This is a genomic window from Serratia sp. JSRIV001, assembly GCF_019968745.1.
Lineage (GTDB): Bacteria > Pseudomonadota > Gammaproteobacteria > Enterobacterales > Enterobacteriaceae > Chania > Chania fonticola_B.
Genome location: NZ_CP074147.1, coordinates 3,969,124 through 3,987,503, shown reverse-complemented (window position 1 = coordinate 3,987,503; position 18,380 = coordinate 3,969,124). Strand labels below are relative to the sequence as shown.

The window sequence follows — 18,380 nt, the reverse complement described above, 5'->3', positions numbered from 1 at the left end:
CGATAGGAAGCTTAAAAAGGGTAGGACAGTCATCGATAGCTATGATAGCGTGTACTTTTAAACTAGCTAGAGAGTACGGCAATGCGTTTTTCTTCTATCGAAGACGTGAGAAATGCCATAGATGGTATCGACTCCCAACTGGTTTCACTGATTGCCCAACGTGGCCGGTTGGTGAAAGCAGCCGCTGGATTCAAAAAAGATCAGGATGCTGTTCGCGCTCCTGACAGGGTTCAGAGAGTCATTGACAAGGTCAGGGCAGAAGCCGCGGTGGTTGGGCTCCCCGAAGACATTATTGATAAAGTTTACCGTACGATGATTAACGCGTTTATTGATTATGAGTTGGAACAGCACCGAAGTCTGGTACAAAAGTAGTCTCGGCCAAGGCATTGCGAATAGGCTGGGAGCAACAAGGGCGTGCGGTATATTTCCACACAAACGATTGAATCCCTCATCACAGTTATAGCATTGATGGTTTTGTCTCGCTTGGCTGATCCGGTCGTCCAAACGAAGCGACTTGGAACCTCACTTGGGCAACAAGTCATTTCAAACGGGAAATGCTTCAGGTAGCGGATAAAACGATCGGCCTATTGCAGCAGGGGCTATGGCCTACTAGGGGATAACTACGGGAGCGTAAAGCCCCCCGTCATCCTGAGTGAGAGGGTATCACTATGATAATAGTAGAGAAATCGGATCCATTTTCTTCAGAATCCCATCGTTTAATCGAAATGCTGTCAGCAGAACTTGCCGCTATTACGGGTGATAACGGCAAACCTTGTTCTTCACATGACAAGGGATCTCAGCCAGTATGGTCAACCCTAAATATGGTGGTAGTACACCCTGCTTTCATCGCTATAGTCTATTGCGCCTAAAGAACCACAAACAAGAAACGCTATATGGAAATTATTTTGATGCGTCATGGAAAGCCTGCCTGTACAGGCTCTTCGAAAGTAACATGTCGTGAAATGGCCGGCTGGGTTGCACAATATGATCTCTCTGATACGGGCAGCGATATGCCGCCAGAATTTAGTAAATCAATAGCATCCAGCGCATTGCGGATCGTAAGCAGTCCTCTTCCCAGAGCGCTTTCTTCCCTGAACGCATTAGGGCGTGAACCGGAGCTCATCGATGGGGTCTTCAGGGAAGCTGGCCTACCGATATTCCACATGCCCGGTTTTAGATTATCCCCAGCCCTCTGGGCTGCTTTTTTCCGCGTCATGTGGCTGTGTGGTATATCCCGTGATGCGGAGCGCCTGGGAATAGCAAAACAACGTGCTGTTCAGGCTGCGGACATCCTCGTAAATTTTGCAAAAGTATCAAACGGTCCTGTGTTGCTTATGGGGCATGGGGTGATGAATCGGCTAATTGCAAGGGAACTCTTAGCCTTAGGCTGGAAAGAGCATCGTCGCCAGGGTAATGGTTACTGGAATGCCGGTATCTACAAATTACAGTAAGTAAGGATTTTGAAAATACCTCCAATTTATGATTACGTTTTGAGGTGCTTAGCTCAGCTTCTGGCACGAAGCGGACCAGTTAACTGAGCTACAGGTCGGCTATGAGCGAGGAGCGGAAGTTAGTAATGCATACTTACATCGATATGTCTTGAATCATGTGGAGCAGATCACCTGACGTTCTTGTTTGTCGGTTCGTGTGATTTATTTCTCCAACTATTCAATACGATAACCTTATGCAAATCTATAAATAGCAATTGGTTTAATTAATGTTTGATTCCAGTTTGTAGAATAGCGGCTAACCAAATTCATAAGGATTATTCTTCACATGAAAAAATCAATAATTGCTACCACCATTTTAATTGGTGCTTTTTTAAGCGGCTGCGCTGTGCAAAATGATAAAACACAGTTTCAAGGCCTGGGTTTGACATATCAGTCCGATGTCAAAAAACTGGATAATGGGGACTATCTCACTGAGGTAGAAGCAGCTCCTGCTGCAGGTCGTATACAAGGATCTATTGGCACTGCAACTAAAAAGGCTTCTGATTTTTGTAGGGTACAAAATAAATCCATGAAAGAAGTCAAAACTGATATTGATACACACTTACTTGTTAATGGCGTTGCTCGCCTGACGTTCAAATGCGTTTAAAATACTCCTAAGTTTTATTACTTTTCATAAAACTGAGAGGGCTGTTGTGAAATATGCTCTCTCTGTGCATATTCTTACGGTGACTAGGTGGCAATATAGTTATCCCCTAAAAACGGCCCTTTCCCTGTTAGAGATCTTCCGATATTCACCTATTAAGACCCATTCCTCCATTCTTCATTAAGGGCTAAGGGGGCGGTTTGCTTGAGTTATTTGTAACGTCCGCTCCTGGTACTAAGCAGGCTGCCAGATCTGGTAAGAGCTAGAAGTAACAAGAGTTCCAAAAAATGTGTGGAGGCGAGTGTTACAACTTTGCGATAGCATTTTGTTGGATCCAGAATTTGCTTGTGAGGGCCCCCAACTGGGGGCGTATGAAGGGGGAGGTTCAGGCCACAGCTATCCTGCTGGCGATGATGACGAGGTTAAAGATGTAAATCCTGAGGCCTTTTACTACAGATCTTTTTCATCGCCCGGTTTTTATAACAGTTGATGGTTTTTAGCCTGAGCTTGAGCTTTTTGGCGATTTCATCAGGCTGTGCACCGCTGTAGATTTCATTGATGACGATCAGCTCTCGGCCGGTCAGATACTGCCGGCTCGTGGCTTCCTCTACCTCGGCATCAAACTCATCCTGCACCGTTTGGCGAGGGAAAATCGATAGCAAAATATCCTCCACACAGGCATTTTTATCCAGAGTGATAAAGTGGTTGTACATATCCGGGTTGGTCAGGCACAGGCTGTTTTCGTACATCAAGATGATCCTGGCCTCCAGCGTGCCCTGCTCCAGGGCGGCATAGATCGCAGAACAGGCGCCGTAATAATGAATAAAGCCACAGCTGCAATCCAAAATCAGAAAATCACAGGCGCTATTTTTCAGTTCCGGCAGCGTGTGAGCCTCAAACGTCTCTTTCTCGAAGGGTAATTCATGCAACGCTATTTTATTGTGGGGTAAGGTTTCACCGTGCCTGAGCAGCGCGTGCAAACCAGCGGAGAAATAGCGGTCATTACTCACCGTGTAGATATGAATATCAGGCATAGTTGATCATCCTAATCAGTAATAATCTTAGCTTGTGCGCGGGTTGGCGGATGAGCCGCAATCTTGTCGATGGCGCGCACGGTTTTTTGCCGACTTTCTGAAAATCAGGACGAGTTTCTTACTGCACATCCAGCAACTACCCGCCCCCTCAACGTAGGGGGGAACGTTCCCTGTCAACTCGATGGAAATATCACAATGTGGGCAATAGGCGACATACTCGCAGTAAGCCATGAGATTTACTCATTCCATTGATTTATATTGAAAATTTATATTACATAGGATAGCAGAGTTGTTTTTAATGATCAATAAAATAGATCGATATGATAAAAACAATTGATTTTATCGATAAGTTACCAATTATTTCAATAAAATCAAAAGATAAGAACTGTCCTGTAACTTACCGGTCAATGACTGATAATTACCTATATGCATTCACTGTGTGTATGTGTTTGTGTTTAATTGTTTGGAATATGAATTATTGATGTTTCTCGTCTGTGGCCGGTTTGGCGGCAGGCATATTGATGGTGTGGGCAAGGGGAACAGGGTAATTTTCTGCAAGAGGAGGGGGGAATTACTACAGCTTATTGGGTGCCAAATGCTCCCGGCATGATGGCCGGGAGCACATAAGATTATTTCAGAAAATCTTCACGCTGTGGAGTGAAGGTATCCAGTAAGGTTCCGGCCTCCAGGCAGACGCAGCCATGCACCACGTCGGGCTTTTTGTACAAGGTATCTCCGGCAGCGACTTCTTTGGTGACGCCATCGATGGTGAAGCTGAAGCGGCCGGAAAGCACGTAGGTCAGTTGCTCGTGCGGATGGCTGTGCAACGGGCCGACAGCGCCTTGGCTAAAGTTGACCTCCACCGCCATCATGGTGCCGCCATGGGCGAGAATGCGGCGGGTCACGCCGTTTCCTAAGTCTTCTAGCGCACAATCCTGTTGGTAGATAAACATGGTTGTTCCTCAATAAAATAGTGCCATCAAGCAAAGAGATCTTCCGGCAAGCGGGCTAGATACAGCGCAGGTTCTCCCTCAAAATCTGAGGTGAAGAGCACTTGCCGGTTGTCCGGAGTAAAGGATGGGTGCGGATGCGTTACCTGACGGTCACCATTCAGCACGCGCCATGAACTGTTATGTGCGGCCAGACGTGCCTGACGTTTTTGTTTGGCGTCGAACACGTAAAGCCACGGGTCGTTCTCAATGGTGTAGCCTTGAGAATCCTTGATATCGACCGGCGTAGCCGAACCGTCACCCACTAACAGACTGCCGTCGTAGTTGCTCATCAGGTGCGAACAGGCTGGCATGGTCATCACGATCTCATCCTGCCCGGTCTGTGGATCGTAACGGCAGATGTTGCGCTCTTGCTGGCCTTTCAAATAAGAGACGTACATCAGGGCTGAACCGTCCGGCACCCAGAATTCGTGCGTACAGCTCTCGCCTGGGGCATGAGTTTTTACCTTACGCATATTGCTGCCGTCTTCGTTGATCAGCCACATGCGGGCATCTACCAGATCGTGTGGCCCTTCGTGGCAGAAGGCGACGCAGTCGCTATGGTATGGGCGATAGATTGGGTGGCCCAACCAGAGGCGATCCTCATAAATCACGCGTGATTCACCGCTGGCCAAATCGACACGCAGCAGGCGGCAATGCGGGTTTTTGGTGAAGAAGCTGTGGAAAATTTTCCAGTCGGTCAGAGGCTGCCAATCCTGGCGATCGATTTCGATACCCACCAGGCTGGTGCATTCACTGTTGGCAACCCAGGTGCCGTAGCCAACCCACTCTTCAGGCACGCGATACACGGTTTGTTCAGTGCAGTTGCTCAGTTCTACCCGGCGCAACTCACGTTCATTCTTCACGTAATACAGGAAACGATCGTCCGGGGATAAAAAACCGCCGAAGGTGTTATCGCCTGGACCTTCGGTCAACTGCACCGCTTGCTGCCGTTGCAGATCCAGCAGGTAGTAGTTGCGGTTACCGTCAAATTCGCCAGCAAACAACAGCTTACTGCCGTCGTTGGTGAAACACTTCTGGTAGAAGTAGTTGCGGTGGCACAGCACTTCAGGCGGTGTCAGGCGGGTGAGCTGTGCGCCGGTACCGGCATCGGTTGTGCGATGGAAATTGAATTGGTGGATTGAACCTTTAGCCACGATGGCCTCCCTTAACCTTATCGATAAACCGCCGCTGTTCAGACGATCCTTTAATTAAATAAAACATTGTTTCATAAATTTAGAAAAATGATATCAAAGTGACGGATTAGGCCAACCCGAACGGGTGATTTATGAGAGCTACATCGCATAAATCGTTGCGCTTGGCCCGATTGTTAGCGGATCGTGGTTTTGCTCATAGCCAACCAGCATGACGCCATTGCATGCTCGCCACTATAGAAAAAAAACGGATGGGCAATCCCTGATGCTGGGGCCATGGCCGGATGCTGCCCATGTTTTAAAGTTGGTTAAATCAGATCCCCTTATTTTTTATGTGACTTTCATCACAACATTATAACCCGCCTAAAAGTATAAAACGTTATTCCTGTAAAAATGAAATTGTAGTTCATTATTTTTATTTGCGAGAAGAAACGATGACAACGAATGGTATTAACGCTCTGGGTAAGGGAAGAACGGTCAGGCTAGGACATCAGCTGGCTTATGGCGGGGGTAACCTGCTGGGCAGCGGGGCGCTGGCGATCAGCGGTGCCTGGCTGCTCTATTTTTACACCACGTTCTGTGGGCTGACGCTGCTGGAGGCGTCATTCATCTTCTCGGTTGCGAGCGTCATTGATGCTATCAGTAACCCGGTGATGGGCTATCTGACCGATAACTTTGGCAATACCTGGCTCGGTAAGCGCTTTGGTCGGCGCCGTTTCTTCTTGCTGATTGGTGCGCCACTGATGGTCTTTTACCCGCTGTTGTGGGTTGAGGGCTTTGGTTTTTGGTACTACCTCGCCACCTACGTCATTTTCGAACTGATTTATACCTCGGTGATGGTACCTTACGAGACGCTGGCGACCGAAATGACCGATGATTTCGCCATGCGCTCCAAGCTGACTGGCTATAAAGCGATTTTTGGCAAGATGGCCAACTTCCTGGCGGCGTTTATCCCAGGGCAATTTATTCTGCTCTACGGCAAAGAATCGGCTCAGCCTTTTCTGTATACCGGCATCACCTACGGTGTGATCCTGTTTACTGCCATCACCGTGCTGTATCTGTTCTCCTGGGAGCGCAAGGATGAAGCAATAGCGGAGGTTAAGCATAAGAAATCGCTGCTCAAAACGTTGGCTTCATTGGCGCGGGATATGCAATCGACCTTCTATCTCCGGGTATTTCGCAAGCATCTGGGCATGTATCTGTTCGGCTTCGGCGCGGAATGGCTGTTTGCCTCGGTATTCACCTATTTCGTGATCTTCGTGCTGCAATACGATCCTGCCATTCTGGCCGGATTGAACAGCCTGAATGCCATCTTGCAGTTGATATCGACCGCCATCTTTATTGGGCTGTGCGTGAAAAAAGGCTTCAGTAAACCTTATTCCTGGGCGCTCGGTATCGTGATGTTTGCGGTCTGTTGCTACTCCCTGCTGCACTTCTTTAACCTGCCTGCGCATATTGCCACTGCTGCCATCATCGGCATCACCGTGATCTTCGGCCTTGGCACTGGCGGGGTATATTACATTCCCTGGACGGTGTATACCTTCCTGGCAGACGTGGACGAAGTCTTTACCGGCCGCCGCCGTGAAGGGATCTATGCTGGGGCGATGACCTTCTCCGGCAAGATTATGCGTTCGATAATCGTCTTCACCATGGGGGCGATCCTCAGTTACTACGGCTTCCAGTCCAAGTCTCACACTCAGCCGGAAACTGCCATTACCGCGATCTCCTGGGTGTTCTTTGCTGGCGTGATCTTGTTGGCGCTGATGGCGATTGTCTTCAGCAGCCAGATGACGCTTAACCGCCAGACCCATCAGGTGGTGCTATACGAAGTGGCCCGCATCAAGGCTGGCGGCAAGATCGGCGATATCAAACCTGAAGTTCGTCTGGTGATTGAGAAGCTGGTAGGGCTGCCCTACGAACAATGCTGGGGCAACAGCAAGATCTGCCAGAAGATGAATATCACCCCTGAAGTCTCTCCCCCTGTGTATAAACCGGCCTAACGGGCCTGATCTCCCCAAAACCCAGTGACAGGATCTTCTCGCCAACATGGCGGGGGGATCCCTACCGATTAAAAACAAGGAAAGGGAAATGAAGATCGTACCTCTGTCGTTATTAATTGCTCTGACCAGCGTGTGTCATCACGCTGTCGCCGCACCGCTGCCTGCCGCTAATGAACTGGTTTGGCAAGCCATCGCTTTCGGCCAGTCAACGGATGCCAACTTTGCCACCAACGTGCTGCCGGAAAAAGTGGGCACCAATCAGGTGACGATGGCCAATGGCAAGCCGATGCAGGCCGGGCCGCTGAAAATGCCGTTCCACGTCGAAAGCCGGGGGGGCAAAATCGGCAACAGCCATGATGGCCTGACCTTCTACTACACGCGCGTTCCCGCCAATGCCAATGTGGTTCTGGAGGCGGAGGTGACGGTCGATCAGTTTGGCCCGGAAAATATGGCTCTGCCCGCCGGGCAAGAGGGGGCGGGATTGCTGATCCGCGATATCCTCGGCAAACCACGGTTGGAGAAGGTCCAGCAGGGGTATGAGGAGTTTCCGGCGGCATCCAACATGGTGATGAATGCCATCATGACGCAGGATAAAAAAGATCATCAGCGGGTCAAAATGACGCTGATTTCCCGCAACGGCGTGCTCAATTCCTGGGGTAATGCGGGCGTCGAGATCAAACGTGAGGGTTATCAACCTGAGGTCGATCTGCAGAAAACGCCAACCTTCCGGCTGCGTCTGGCTCGCACGGATCAGGGGTTTACCGCGGCCTATGCTCCGCTGGGCAGCGACAACTGGGTCAGTAAAACGACCAACGATCCGCACCGCGTCACCAAGCTGGATCCTGAAGGTTACTACGTGGGCTTTTTTGCTTCACGTAACGCACGCATTACCGTCAACCAGGCCAGCCTGACGCTCAGCGAAAGCCAGCTTCCGGCGGCACAAGAGTTTGCGGTTAAAGCGATGCCGTTGCAGATCGAGATCGGTTCTGCGCCAATATCCGCCACGGATGATTACGTCTTCCAACTACGCAGCAATGAGAGTGGCACTCTGTCGCTGAGCCAGGACGGCGTGGTCATTGCCGCAGAGCGTAAGGTACAGGCCGGAGAGATGCTGGCGGTGAAGGTTGCGCTGAAGAAGGCGGAAACCGTGCTGGATTACCGTTTCACTACGGTAAAAGGCAACGCTCAAAGTGACAAGCTGATGGTGCGCAAAGCGCACTATGCCGACGCCGCTAATCTGTATGCTGCGCCACAGGGCAAAGCCGAAAATGATGGTAGTCAGCAGCATCCGCTGGATTTTGCCACCGCCGTGCAATCCTTGACGCCGGGTGGCACGCTTTGGCTGGCGGCGGGGGATTACCCCTTGGCTGTCATACCTGCCTTAGCCAGTGGCACCGCCACGCATGCCAAAAAGCTCCGGCCGCTTGGGGATGGCGTGGTGCTGCACGGGATGGAACTGGCAGCCAGCTATTGGGATATTCAGGGCATCACGGTAACGGAAAAAAGCCTGCGCATTACGGGTAGCCATAACCACCTTGACCGGGTGGTGGCACACCATGCGGATGATACCGGAATTGTCATTTCTTCCCCAGCTAACGCCGACCGGCCACTGTGGGCCAGCCACAACCTGATCAGCCATTCCGAATCATACGCCAACAAGGATCCAGGTCTGATCAATGCGGATGGTTTTGCCGTCAAAATGCGTGTGGGCGAGGGAAATCGGCTGGTCGCTTGCTTCTCGCATGACAACGTGGATGACGGCTTTGATCTGTTTAACAAGATCGAGGATGGCCCGAACGGCAAGGTGATCATTGAGAACAGCGTCGCGCTGCGCAATGTCAATAATGGTTTCAAACTGGGGGGAGAAGGGTTGCCAGTGGCCCATCAGGTGACTAACAGCCTCGCCATTGAAAACGGCATGGATGGGTTTACCGACAACTTCAACCCTGGCGCCCTGCAAGTCACCAGCAATACGGCGATTGATAACCAGAGGTTTAACTACATTTTCCGTCCGGGCCCCTATACCACGCAGGACAAGCAGGGCGTATTCAGTGGCAACGTCTCGCTGCGTAGCAAGCCGGGAGAATATGCCGATGCGGTGGTGGGGAACATCGCCGACAACAATGCCTTTTTGTTGCCAGTAGCTCCTTAAGGCGCTGTATGCGATATCGATGTAGATAAACCCAGCGGTTATGCCGTTTTTGCTCCGGTGAAAACGGCACTCATCACATAAACAAAAATTACTTTCATTTAAAATAAAACATTGTTTCAATTTTATTGATCGCGCCAAGGATAAGCGTTAGACTTGCGCCATCATGATGACAGGGGCGGGCAATATCGTTCCCCCTGTATGGCAGCAAGCTGCGGACACTGGCGGGATTGCAACGCTATCCCCACTTTTGACAAGGGCCGCTGATGCCCTGAGTACTAAGGACAAGAGCATGATTCTCGATAATTTTTCATTGCAGGGTAAAGTGGCGATTGTGACCGGTTGTGACACCGGGCTGGGACAGGGGATGGCCATAGGGCTGGCTCAGGCAGGTTGTGATATCGTTGGCGTTAACGTGGTTGAGCCGGACGAAACCATCGCCAAAGTTACTGCGCTGGGGCGTCGTTTCCTGAGCCTGAAAGCCGACCTGAGCAAGCTGGAAGTGCTGCCTGAGCTGCTGGAGCGCGCGGTAGCCGAATTCGGCCATATCGATATTCTGGTCAATAACGCGGGCATCATTCGCCGCCAGGATGCGCTGCAGTTTAGCGAAAAAGATTGGGATGACGTGATGAACCTGAACATCAAGACGGTGTTCTTCATGTCTCAGGCGGTGGCCCGCCAGTTTATTGCTCAAGGCTCCGGCGGCAAAATCATCAATATCGCCTCCATGCTGTCTTACCAAGGGGGCATCCGTGTGCCGTCTTACACCGCGTCCAAGAGCGCCGTCATGGGTGTTACCCGTCTGTTGGCCAACGAATGGGCCAGCCACGGTATCAACGTCAACGCGTTGGCTCCTGGCTATATGGCGACAAACAATACTCGCCAACTGCGCGACGATCAGGCCCGCAGCGAGGAAATCCTCGAGCGTATCCCGGCTGGCCGTTGGGGCCTGCCAGAAGATCTGATGGGGCCGGTGGTATTCCTGGCTTCACCGGCGTCGGATTACATCAATGGCTACACCGTAGCGGTAGATGGCGGCTGGTTGGCTCGCTAACGAGACAAAGAATAACCGATTGATTTTATTTGCGGAGAGCAAAAGATGAATATTGCACTGATGATGGAAAACAGCCAGGCGGGTAAAAATGCGCTGGTTCTCGAACAATTGCAGGCGGTTGCGGCTGGCAATCATGATGCGGTGTTCAACGTGGGTATGAGCGATGAGCAGGATCACCATCTGACCTATATCCATTTAGGGATTATGGCCAGCATTCTGCTGAACGCTGAAGCGGTCGACTTTGTGGTCACCGGCTGCGGTACCGGGCAGGGCGCCTTGATGTCATTGAACATCCATCCTGGCGTAGTGTGCGGTTACTGTATCGATCCTGCGGATGCTTTCCTGTTCGCTCAGATCAACAACGGTAATGCGCTGTCCTTGCCGTTTGCCAAAGGCTTTGGCTGGGGTGCTGAGTTGAACGTGCGCTATATCTTTGAGAAGGCCTTTACCGGGCGTAAAGGTGAAGGTTATCCGGTAGAGCGTAAGGAACCTCAGGTTCGTAACGCCGGTATCCTCAATCAGGTTAAGCAGGCGGTGATCAAAGACAACTACCTGGATACGCTGCGTGCCATCGATCCAGAGCTGGTGAAGACCGCCGTGAGCGGCCCTCGCTTCCAGGAATGCCTGTTCTCCAACGGCAAAAAGCCGGAGATTGTGGCGTTTGTCAAAGAACTGCTGGCCCGCGCCTGATGTTCTTCAGGTGGCCGAATTTCGGCCACCTGTTTTCCCCACCGCTTGTTGTCTAACCCAGCTACGTTAAAATGGTTTCATATTCCGCACCGAAGGAAAGATTATGAAGCTGATGTTCGCCTCGGACCTGCATGGTTCGCTCTCCGCCACCGACAAAATCCTCGAATTGTTTGCTCAAAGCCAGGCCGATTGGTTGATCCTGTTGGGCGATTTGCTCAATCACGGTCCGCGCAACGCCTTGCCAGACAACTATCAGCCAGCGCAGGTAGCCGAACGATTGAATCACGTTAGTGACAAGATCGTTGCCGTTCGCGGTAATTGCGACAGTGAAGTCGATCAGATGCTGCTCTCCTTCCCGATGATGGCCCCTTACCAGCAGGTGCTGTTAGCCAAAAGACGATTGTTTTTAACCCACGGGCACCTTTATCATCCCAACACATTACCGCCTTTAACGGGCGGGGACGTGCTGGTGTATGGCCATACGCATTTGCCCCAGGCACAAAGGCAGGGGGAGATCTACTGCTTTAATCCAGGCTCGGTCAGCATCCCGAAAGGGGGTTTTCCTGCCAGCTATGGCATACTGGCAGACGACGTCTTGAGCGTACTCGAGTTGCACAACGGCAAGGTTGTTGCAGAGGTGGCGTTAACGCACTAATTTTAGAGTCCCGATAGCTTGAAAGTGGCAGCCAGGGTTGTTCCTTGGCAGAGCTGGGACACATACCAAAAATAATTGAAGCATAACCCGTGCGCGGCATGCATCGCGCCCAAAATAGAAGGTTTTACAGGATGGCGGAACAGGATCAGGCTGCAGATACCGAGTGGGTTGATATCGTCAACGAGCAAAACGAAGTGATTGCTCAGTCCAGTCGTCAACAGATGCGTGCCCAACGGCTGCGTCATCGTGCGACCTATATCGTGGTGCATGATGGTATGGGGAAAATTCTGGTGCAGCGGCGCACAGACACCAAAGATTTTTACCCGGGTTGGATGGATGCCACCGCCGGGGGAGTGGTACAAAGCGGGGAAAACGTGTTGGACTCTGCCCGCCGTGAGGCGGAAGAAGAGCTGGGTATCGCCGGGATCCCGTTTGCCGAACATGGTCTGTTCTACTTTGAAGAGGAACAGTGCCGTATTTGGGGGGCGTTATTTAGCTGCGTCGCCAATGGCCCGTTTGCTCTGCAGGAAGAAGAAGTGGCTGAAGTGAGCTGGTTGACGCCAGAGGAGATCACCGCCCGCTGCGACGAATTCACCCCCGATTCACTGAAGGCATTATCGTTGTGGCTGACGCGTAATAACGGCCAGGACTACGGCAAGCCGCTGCCGCGCGAAAGCAGAGCCAGCTCTGGCGAGGAAGACGCCTGATTTAACGCACGGCCTTGCTGCCCATAGAGTAGCAAGGCCGTCTATTCTTCTCTTCATTTAGACCCTCCCCACTTGCCAACCGTCTGAAATCACAAATGTAACCATCAATGATGGCATTTATACTTACCCTCTCGGCCCAAATCTGCTGATTTTATCTACCTACAATTAGTTAACCCATCTCATCAAAATTTCTATCCTTAGTGCTACAAATTCAAAAAGTATAAATATCTCTATTTATCATTTGGTTATACATTGACTTTGTTTTGGTTTTGATAATTTTTGTTTTTTTATAAAAAAATCAAAACAACGTTTCTACTTTGGTCACACTTTTGCCATCCACTGAATGACGTTGGAAAAATTTCAGATATAATAATTTGAAATAGTGTTTCAGTTTGTTGGTTGGTAGATGACAGGATCATCTGGGAGACCGAAAAATGGAATTATCCTACTGTAACAAGCAACCTAACGGCATAGTGACAATGCGAGCATTGGCTGCTGATGACTGGCGGAGATTGGCCAGTGAATGCCTGAAAAAATTTATCGATTTATCACGACGGGGAGGATGCTGAACCTGGGCAGACTGCCGGGCTTGTCATTTCTATTGTTTAATAAGACTTAAATTTCACTTAACTAATTTCATTTCTTTTTCTATTTAAATGGCTATGGGTAACAACCATGAATGAAAACAGAATGCTGGGGTTAGCCTATATATCACCTTATATAATAGGGTTGATCATATTTACGGCGTTCCCCTTTGTGTCATCATTCTTGCTGAGCTTTACGGAATATGACCTGATGAATCCCCCGGTGTTTAACGGGGTGGAAAACTATCGTTATATGCTGATGGAAGACCATCTTTTTTGGAAATCGATGGGCGTCACCTTTGCATATGTGTTTCTGACCATCCCGTTAAAATTGGCATTTGCGTTAGGTATCGCGTTTGTCCTTAATTTTAAACTGCGCGGCATCGGCTTTTTCCGTACGGCGTATTATGTTCCCTCCATTCTGGGCAGCAGCGTGGCTATTGCCGTGCTATGGCGTGCTCTGTTTGCCATCGACGGGCTGCTAAACAGCTTTATCGGTGTCTTTGGTATGGATCCGGTCAACTGGTTGGGCGAGCCTTCTCTGGCATTGATGTCGGTTACGTTGCTGCGCGTATGGCAGTTCGGCTCTGCGATGGTGATCTTCCTGGCGGCGCTGCAAAACGTACCACAGTCACAATATGAAGCGGCCATGATTGATGGTGCTTCCAAGTGGCAGATGTTTATGAAGGTCACGGTACCGCTGATCACACCGGTGATTTTCTTCAACTTTATTATGCAGACCACGCAGGCGTTCCAGGAGTTTACGGCTCCGTATGTGATTACCGGGGGTGGGCCTACCCATTACACCTATCTGTTCTCACTGTATATTTACGATACCGCCTTTAAATATTTTGATATGGGTTACGGTGCCGCATTGGCGTGGATCCTGTTCCTGGTTGTGGCCCTGTTCGCCTCAATCGCCTTTAAATCATCGAAGTATTGGGTCTTCTACTCGGCAGACAAGGGTGGCAAAAATGGCTGACATGCAACAGAACCAATTACCCATGCCCAGTGCGCAGGAAATGGCTGAGCGCGAAGTGCAGCGCACATTGCGCCGGGAAAAAATCAGCGCCGCTATTCGTTACGTCGTGCTGCTGCTGGTGGGATTGTTGATGCTTTATCCGCTGGTTTGGATGTTCTCGGCCTCGTTTAAACCCAACCAGGAGATCTTCACCACCCTGGGCCTGTGGCCAGAAAATGCGACCTCGGACGGTTTCGTCAACGGTTGGAAAACCGGCACGGAATATAACTTTGGTCATTACATGCTTAACACCTTTAAATTTGTGATCCCCAAGGTGTTATTAACCATTATCTCTTCGACCATTGTGGCCTACGGCTTTGCCCGCTTTGAGATCCCGTGGAAGAAATTCTGGTTTGCCACGCTGATCACTACCATGTTGCTGCCGAGTACGGTGTTACTGATCCCGCAATACATTATGTTCCGTGAGATGGGCATGCTGGACAGCTATCTGCCGCTCTATTTGCCGCTGGCATTCGCGACCCAAGGATTCTTCGTCTTTATGTTGATCCAGTTCCTGCGCGGTGTGCCACGGGATATGGAAGAGGCGGCCCAGATTGATGGTTGCAACTCGTTCCAGGTGCTGTGGTATGTGGTGGTGCCGATCCTGAAACCGGCGATTATCTCCGTCGCGCTGTTCCAGTTTATGTGGTCGATGAATGACTTTATTGGCCCGTTGATCTACGTCTATAGCGTCGATAAATACCCGATTGCGCTGGCGTTGAAAATGTCTATCGACGTGACAGAAGGTGCGCCGTGGAACGAAATCCTGGCTATGGCAAGCATCTCTATTCTGCCGTCCATCATCGTGTTCTTCCTGGCCCAACGCTACTTTGTACAGGGCGTTACCAGCAGCGGAATTAAAGGTTAATTGAGGATCTATCATGGCTGAAGTCATTTTTAACAATCTGCAGAAAGTGTACAGCAACGGTTATAAGGCGGTGCATGGCATTAATCTGACCATTGCCGATGGCGAGTTTATGGTGATTGTCGGCCCTTCCGGCTGTGCCAAATCGACCACGCTGCGGATGCTGGCAGGGTTGGAAACCATTAGCGGCGGCGAAGTGCGTATTGGCGATCGCGTGGTGAATAACCTGGCCCCTAAATCCCGTGGTATTGCCATGGTGTTCCAGAACTATGCGCTGTATCCGCATATGACGGTAAAAGATAACCTGGCCTTTGGCTTGAAGCTGAGCAAGATGCCTAAAGAACAAATTGAAGAGCAGGTTAACGAAGCCGCCAAGATCCTGGAGCTGGAAGAGCTGTTGGATCGTTTGCCACGCCAACTCTCGGGTGGTCAGGCGCAGCGTGTGGCCGTAGGCCGCGCAATTGTGAAAAAACCAGACGTGTTCCTGTTCGATGAACCGTTGTCTAACCTGGATGCCAAGCTGCGTGCGTCGATGCGTATCCGTATTTCCGATTTGCACAAGCAGCTGAAAAAGAGCGGCAAACCGGCGACCACCGTCTATGTTACCCACGATCAGACCGAAGCCATGACCATGGGCGACCGTATCTGCGTGATGAAGCTGGGCCATATCATGCAGGTGGATACGCCAGACAACCTGTACCACTTCCCGAAAAACATGTTTGTCGCTGGCTTCATCGGGGCGCCAGAAATGAACATCAAGCCGAGCAAGCTGGTAGAGAAGGACGGTAAAATCGGCCTTACCGTCGGTAACTACACCTTGACCCTCAGCCAGCATCAGCAGGATAAGGTCGCCAGCTTTGTCGGACAGGACGTGTTCTTTGGCGTGCGGCCCGAGTTTGTGTCGATTTCGGAATCGCCGTTTGAGGGTAACCACTCTGAAGGGGAACTGGTCCGAGTCGAGAATATGGGCCATGAGTTCTTTGTTTACCTGAAGGTGAATGATTTCGAACTGACCTGCCGTATTCCTTCCGATGACGTCAAACCGATCCTGAAAAATGGGCTGCATCGTCCGGTTTACTTCAAATTCGATATGGATAAATGCCACATTTTTGATGCGAAAACAGAAAAGAATATTTCTCTTTAACAGGAGTGGTCAATAATGAAAAAAATAGTCTTACGTACCCTGGTAGCCTCGTCCATGGCGATATTTGCCCATCAGGCCTTTGCCGCTGAACAGGTTGACTTGCGTATGTCCTGGTGGGGAGGCAATGGCCGCCATCAGGTTACGTTGAAGGCGATTGAGGAATTCCAGAAGCAGAACCCGAATATCAAGGTGAAATCGGAATATACCGGCTGGGACGGTCACCTTTCACGCCTGACCACCCAGATTGCCGGGGGCACCGAGCCGGACGTGATGCAAACCAACTGGAACTGGCTGCCGATCTTTTCAAAAACCGGCACCGGATTCTATGACCTGAACAAGGTGAGTGAGTATCTGGATCTGACGCAGTTTGATCCCAAAGAGCTACAAACCACCACGATTGACGGCAAGCTGAACGGCATTCCGATTTCAGTGACCGCACGTGTTTTCTATTATAACGATGTCACCTGGAAAGACGCGGGTGCGCAATATCCCAATAATTGGGATGAATTGCTCGCCGCCGGTAAAACCTTTAACGAAAAACTGGGCGATAAATATTATCCGGTGGTGTTGGAGCACCAGGATACCTTCGCACTGTTACGTTCCTACATGATCCAAAAATATAACGTCGATATTATCGATGAAGCGCAGAAGAAGTTTGCCTATAGCGAAGCACAATGGGTCGATTTCTTCCAGATGTATAAAAACATGGTAGACAGCCACGTCATGCCATCATCGAAATACTACGCCTCGTTCGGCAAAAACAACATGTATGAGATGAAGCCATGGATTGCGGGGGAATGGGGTGGGACCTATATGTGGAACTCCACCATCAACAAATACTCCGACAACCTGAAAGCACCGGCCAAGCTGGTATTGGGCCCATACCCGATGCTGCCGGGTGCCAAAGATGCCGGATTGTTCTTCAAGCCGTCGCAAATGTTCTCGATTGGTAAAAGCAGCAAGCATCCAAAAGAAGCGGCAATGTTGATTAACTTCCTGTTAAACAGCAAGGAAGGCGTTGAGGCGCTGAAGCTGGAGCGGGGGGTTCCGTTAAGCAAAGTGGCTGTCAGCCAATTGACCGAAAGTGGCGTGATCCAGGATAGCGATCCGGCGGTTTCCGGGTTGAAACTGGCGCTGTCACTGCCGCATGCCATCAGCGCTTCACCGTATTTTGACGACCCGCAGATTGTAGTGTTGTTCCAGGATGCCATTCAGAATATCGATTATGGCAAGAAAACGGTGCAGGAAGTGGCTGCTGATTTCCAGCGCCAGGGCGACCGTATTCTGAAACGCGCAATGCGCTAACAAGAATTGTCCCCACCTTATCTTGGGTGGGGGCTTATTTATCAGCTAATCATTACATTCATTAACGCTAACAGGGAAGCTGTAAGAAAAATAAATTTGTATTAAATAGCAATGACGCTTTGCCCATTTTCAAATAATAAGTATTTCAAATAACTCTATAACCCCCTTAATTAGAGTGGGGATGTCTTTTCTATAATTAAATGATAAGGGTAGTAATAATGAAATTTAAATTATTGACTCTGGTGTTAGCCTCTGTAGCAAACTTTAGTGCAATGGCCATGTCGCTTGATTTGCGCCATGAATGGCAGGATACAGCCAAAGGCGACCATAAAAATAGAATGCTGGTCTCGCATCGTTTCGATAACGGCCTGGGATTCTCTCTGGAAGCAAAATGGCGTCAGGACTCTTCAGACTCTACGCCTGATAAACCTTTCCACGAGCAGGTCAGTAATGGCACAGAAGCCGTCGTCAGCTATCAGCATAAATTTGATGCAATCACCCTGCAGCCTGGGTTCTCTCTAGAGTCCAACAGTAATAATAACGGCTATCGCCCTTATCTGCGTGCGCAGTATAACTTTACCAAAGACATTTATGTAGCGGGCAGATATCGCTACGAATATAAGCGTACCACCTCAAAAGGTTCAGAGGGGGATGAGAAAACCAACCGTGGTGATTTTTGGTTAGGTTATAACTTCTACAAGGACTGGTCGGCCGAATATAACTACGTGTATAAGAGCAGCAACAAGGTTATTTTTGACGATGGCAAAACCGATTACGAGCATAACGTCAAGCTGGCTTACAAGTGGGATAAAAACTGGAAGCCTTATGTTGAAGTGGGGAACGTGAAGCAGGATAGCCAACACGATAACCGCCAGACGCGCTACCGTGTTGGGGTCTCTTATAGCTGGTAAGCAAGGGTGAAACTACCGGGAATA

17 protein-coding genes and 1 pseudogene are annotated in these 18,380 nt (G+C 50.1%); 15 read left to right on the top strand and 3 right to left on the bottom strand.

Annotation, left to right across the window (positions count from 1 at the left end):
- The first annotated feature begins 81 nt into the window (after positions 1 to 81).
- The 4 genes and pseudogenes from KGP17_RS18485 to KGP17_RS18470 all read left to right on the top strand — a co-directional run bounded on the left by KGP17_RS18485 (position 82) and on the right by KGP17_RS18470 (position 2,097).
- Positions 82 to 372, top strand: a complete 291-nt coding sequence (locus KGP17_RS18485; protein WP_021806017.1) for a chorismate mutase — start codon at positions 82 to 84, stop codon at positions 370 to 372.
- A 296-nt stretch (positions 373 to 668) separates the two neighbouring features.
- Positions 669 to 770, top strand: a pseudogene (locus tag KGP17_RS18480) (GNAT family N-acetyltransferase); the annotation flags it as partial.
- A 123-nt stretch (positions 771 to 893) separates the two neighbouring features.
- A complete protein-coding gene (locus KGP17_RS18475) occupies positions 894 to 1,451 on the top strand; it encodes a histidine phosphatase family protein (RefSeq protein ID WP_223498126.1) in 558 nt (185 codons plus the stop codon).
- Between the two features lie 325 nt (positions 1,452 to 1,776).
- Positions 1,777 to 2,097: a hypothetical protein gene (locus KGP17_RS18470; protein ID WP_223498125.1), complete on the top strand. Its 321-nt coding sequence runs from the start codon at positions 1,777 to 1,779 to the stop codon at positions 2,095 to 2,097.
- A gap of 419 nt (positions 2,098 to 2,516) precedes the next feature.
- Here KGP17_RS18470 and KGP17_RS18465 read toward each other — a convergent pair whose 3' ends face one another.
- The 3 genes from KGP17_RS18465 to KGP17_RS18455 all read right to left on the bottom strand — a co-directional run bounded on the left by KGP17_RS18465 (position 2,517) and on the right by KGP17_RS18455 (position 5,274).
- Positions 2,517 to 3,128: a LuxR C-terminal-related transcriptional regulator gene (locus tag KGP17_RS18465; RefSeq protein WP_223498124.1), complete on the bottom strand. Its 612-nt coding sequence runs from the start codon at positions 3,126 to 3,128 to the stop codon at positions 2,517 to 2,519.
- Between the two features lie 629 nt (positions 3,129 to 3,757).
- Positions 3,758 to 4,081: a cupin domain-containing protein gene (locus KGP17_RS18460; RefSeq protein ID WP_021178555.1), complete on the bottom strand. Its 324-nt coding sequence runs from the start codon at positions 4,079 to 4,081 to the stop codon at positions 3,758 to 3,760.
- A gap of 26 nt (positions 4,082 to 4,107) precedes the next feature.
- Positions 4,108 to 5,274, bottom strand: coding sequence for an oligogalacturonate lyase family protein (locus KGP17_RS18455; protein WP_021806014.1), 1,167 nt, complete (start codon positions 5,272 to 5,274; stop codon positions 4,108 to 4,110).
- Between the two features lie 431 nt (positions 5,275 to 5,705).
- Here KGP17_RS18455 and KGP17_RS18450 point away from each other — a divergent pair, with 431 nt between their 5' ends.
- The 11 genes from KGP17_RS18450 to KGP17_RS18400 all read left to right on the top strand — a co-directional run bounded on the left by KGP17_RS18450 (position 5,706) and on the right by KGP17_RS18400 (position 18,356).
- Complete coding sequence (locus KGP17_RS18450) at positions 5,706 to 7,271, top strand: MFS transporter (RefSeq protein ID WP_223498123.1); 1,566 nt, start codon at positions 5,706 to 5,708, stop codon at positions 7,269 to 7,271.
- 88 nt (positions 7,272 to 7,359) lie between these two features.
- Positions 7,360 to 9,423 (top strand): right-handed parallel beta-helix repeat-containing protein, encoded by a 2,064-nt coding sequence (locus KGP17_RS18445; RefSeq protein ID WP_223498122.1) that lies wholly within the window; start codon positions 7,360 to 7,362, stop codon positions 9,421 to 9,423.
- Positions 9,424 to 9,712: 289 nt separating this feature from the next.
- Positions 9,713 to 10,474, top strand: coding sequence for a 2-dehydro-3-deoxy-D-gluconate 5-dehydrogenase KduD (gene kduD / locus KGP17_RS18440; protein WP_021806011.1), 762 nt, complete (start codon positions 9,713 to 9,715; stop codon positions 10,472 to 10,474).
- Positions 10,475 to 10,519: 45 nt separating this feature from the next.
- Complete coding sequence (locus tag KGP17_RS18435) at positions 10,520 to 11,164, top strand: RpiB/LacA/LacB family sugar-phosphate isomerase (protein WP_021178550.1); 645 nt, start codon at positions 10,520 to 10,522, stop codon at positions 11,162 to 11,164.
- Positions 11,165 to 11,267: 103 nt separating this feature from the next.
- Positions 11,268 to 11,819: a phosphodiesterase gene (yfcE, locus tag KGP17_RS18430; protein WP_021806010.1), complete on the top strand. Its 552-nt coding sequence runs from the start codon at positions 11,268 to 11,270 to the stop codon at positions 11,817 to 11,819.
- Between the two features lie 131 nt (positions 11,820 to 11,950).
- The gene (yfcD, locus tag KGP17_RS18425; RefSeq protein ID WP_021178548.1) at positions 11,951 to 12,526 is read left to right on the top strand and encodes an NUDIX hydrolase YfcD; all 576 of its coding nucleotides are present in this window, start codon (positions 11,951 to 11,953) and stop codon (positions 12,524 to 12,526) included.
- A gap of 675 nt (positions 12,527 to 13,201) precedes the next feature.
- Positions 13,202 to 14,092 (top strand): carbohydrate ABC transporter permease, encoded by an 891-nt coding sequence (locus KGP17_RS18420; RefSeq protein WP_024530676.1) that lies wholly within the window; start codon positions 13,202 to 13,204, stop codon positions 14,090 to 14,092.
- Positions 14,085 to 14,999, top strand: a complete 915-nt coding sequence (locus KGP17_RS18415) for a carbohydrate ABC transporter permease (protein ID WP_223498121.1) — start codon at positions 14,085 to 14,087, stop codon at positions 14,997 to 14,999. Before KGP17_RS18420 ends, KGP17_RS18415 begins: the two co-directional genes overlap by 8 nt.
- Positions 15,000 to 15,012: 13 nt before the next feature.
- Complete coding sequence (locus KGP17_RS18410) at positions 15,013 to 16,140, top strand: ABC transporter ATP-binding protein (RefSeq protein WP_094981989.1); 1,128 nt, start codon at positions 15,013 to 15,015, stop codon at positions 16,138 to 16,140.
- 15 nt (positions 16,141 to 16,155) lie between these two features.
- Positions 16,156 to 17,445, top strand: coding sequence for an ABC transporter substrate-binding protein (locus KGP17_RS18405; protein WP_094981988.1), 1,290 nt, complete (start codon positions 16,156 to 16,158; stop codon positions 17,443 to 17,445).
- 218 nt (positions 17,446 to 17,663) lie between these two features.
- Positions 17,664 to 18,356, top strand: coding sequence for an oligogalacturonate-specific porin KdgM family protein (locus KGP17_RS18400; protein ID WP_021806007.1), 693 nt, complete (start codon positions 17,664 to 17,666; stop codon positions 18,354 to 18,356).
- Positions 18,357 to 18,380: the final 24 nt, after the last annotated feature.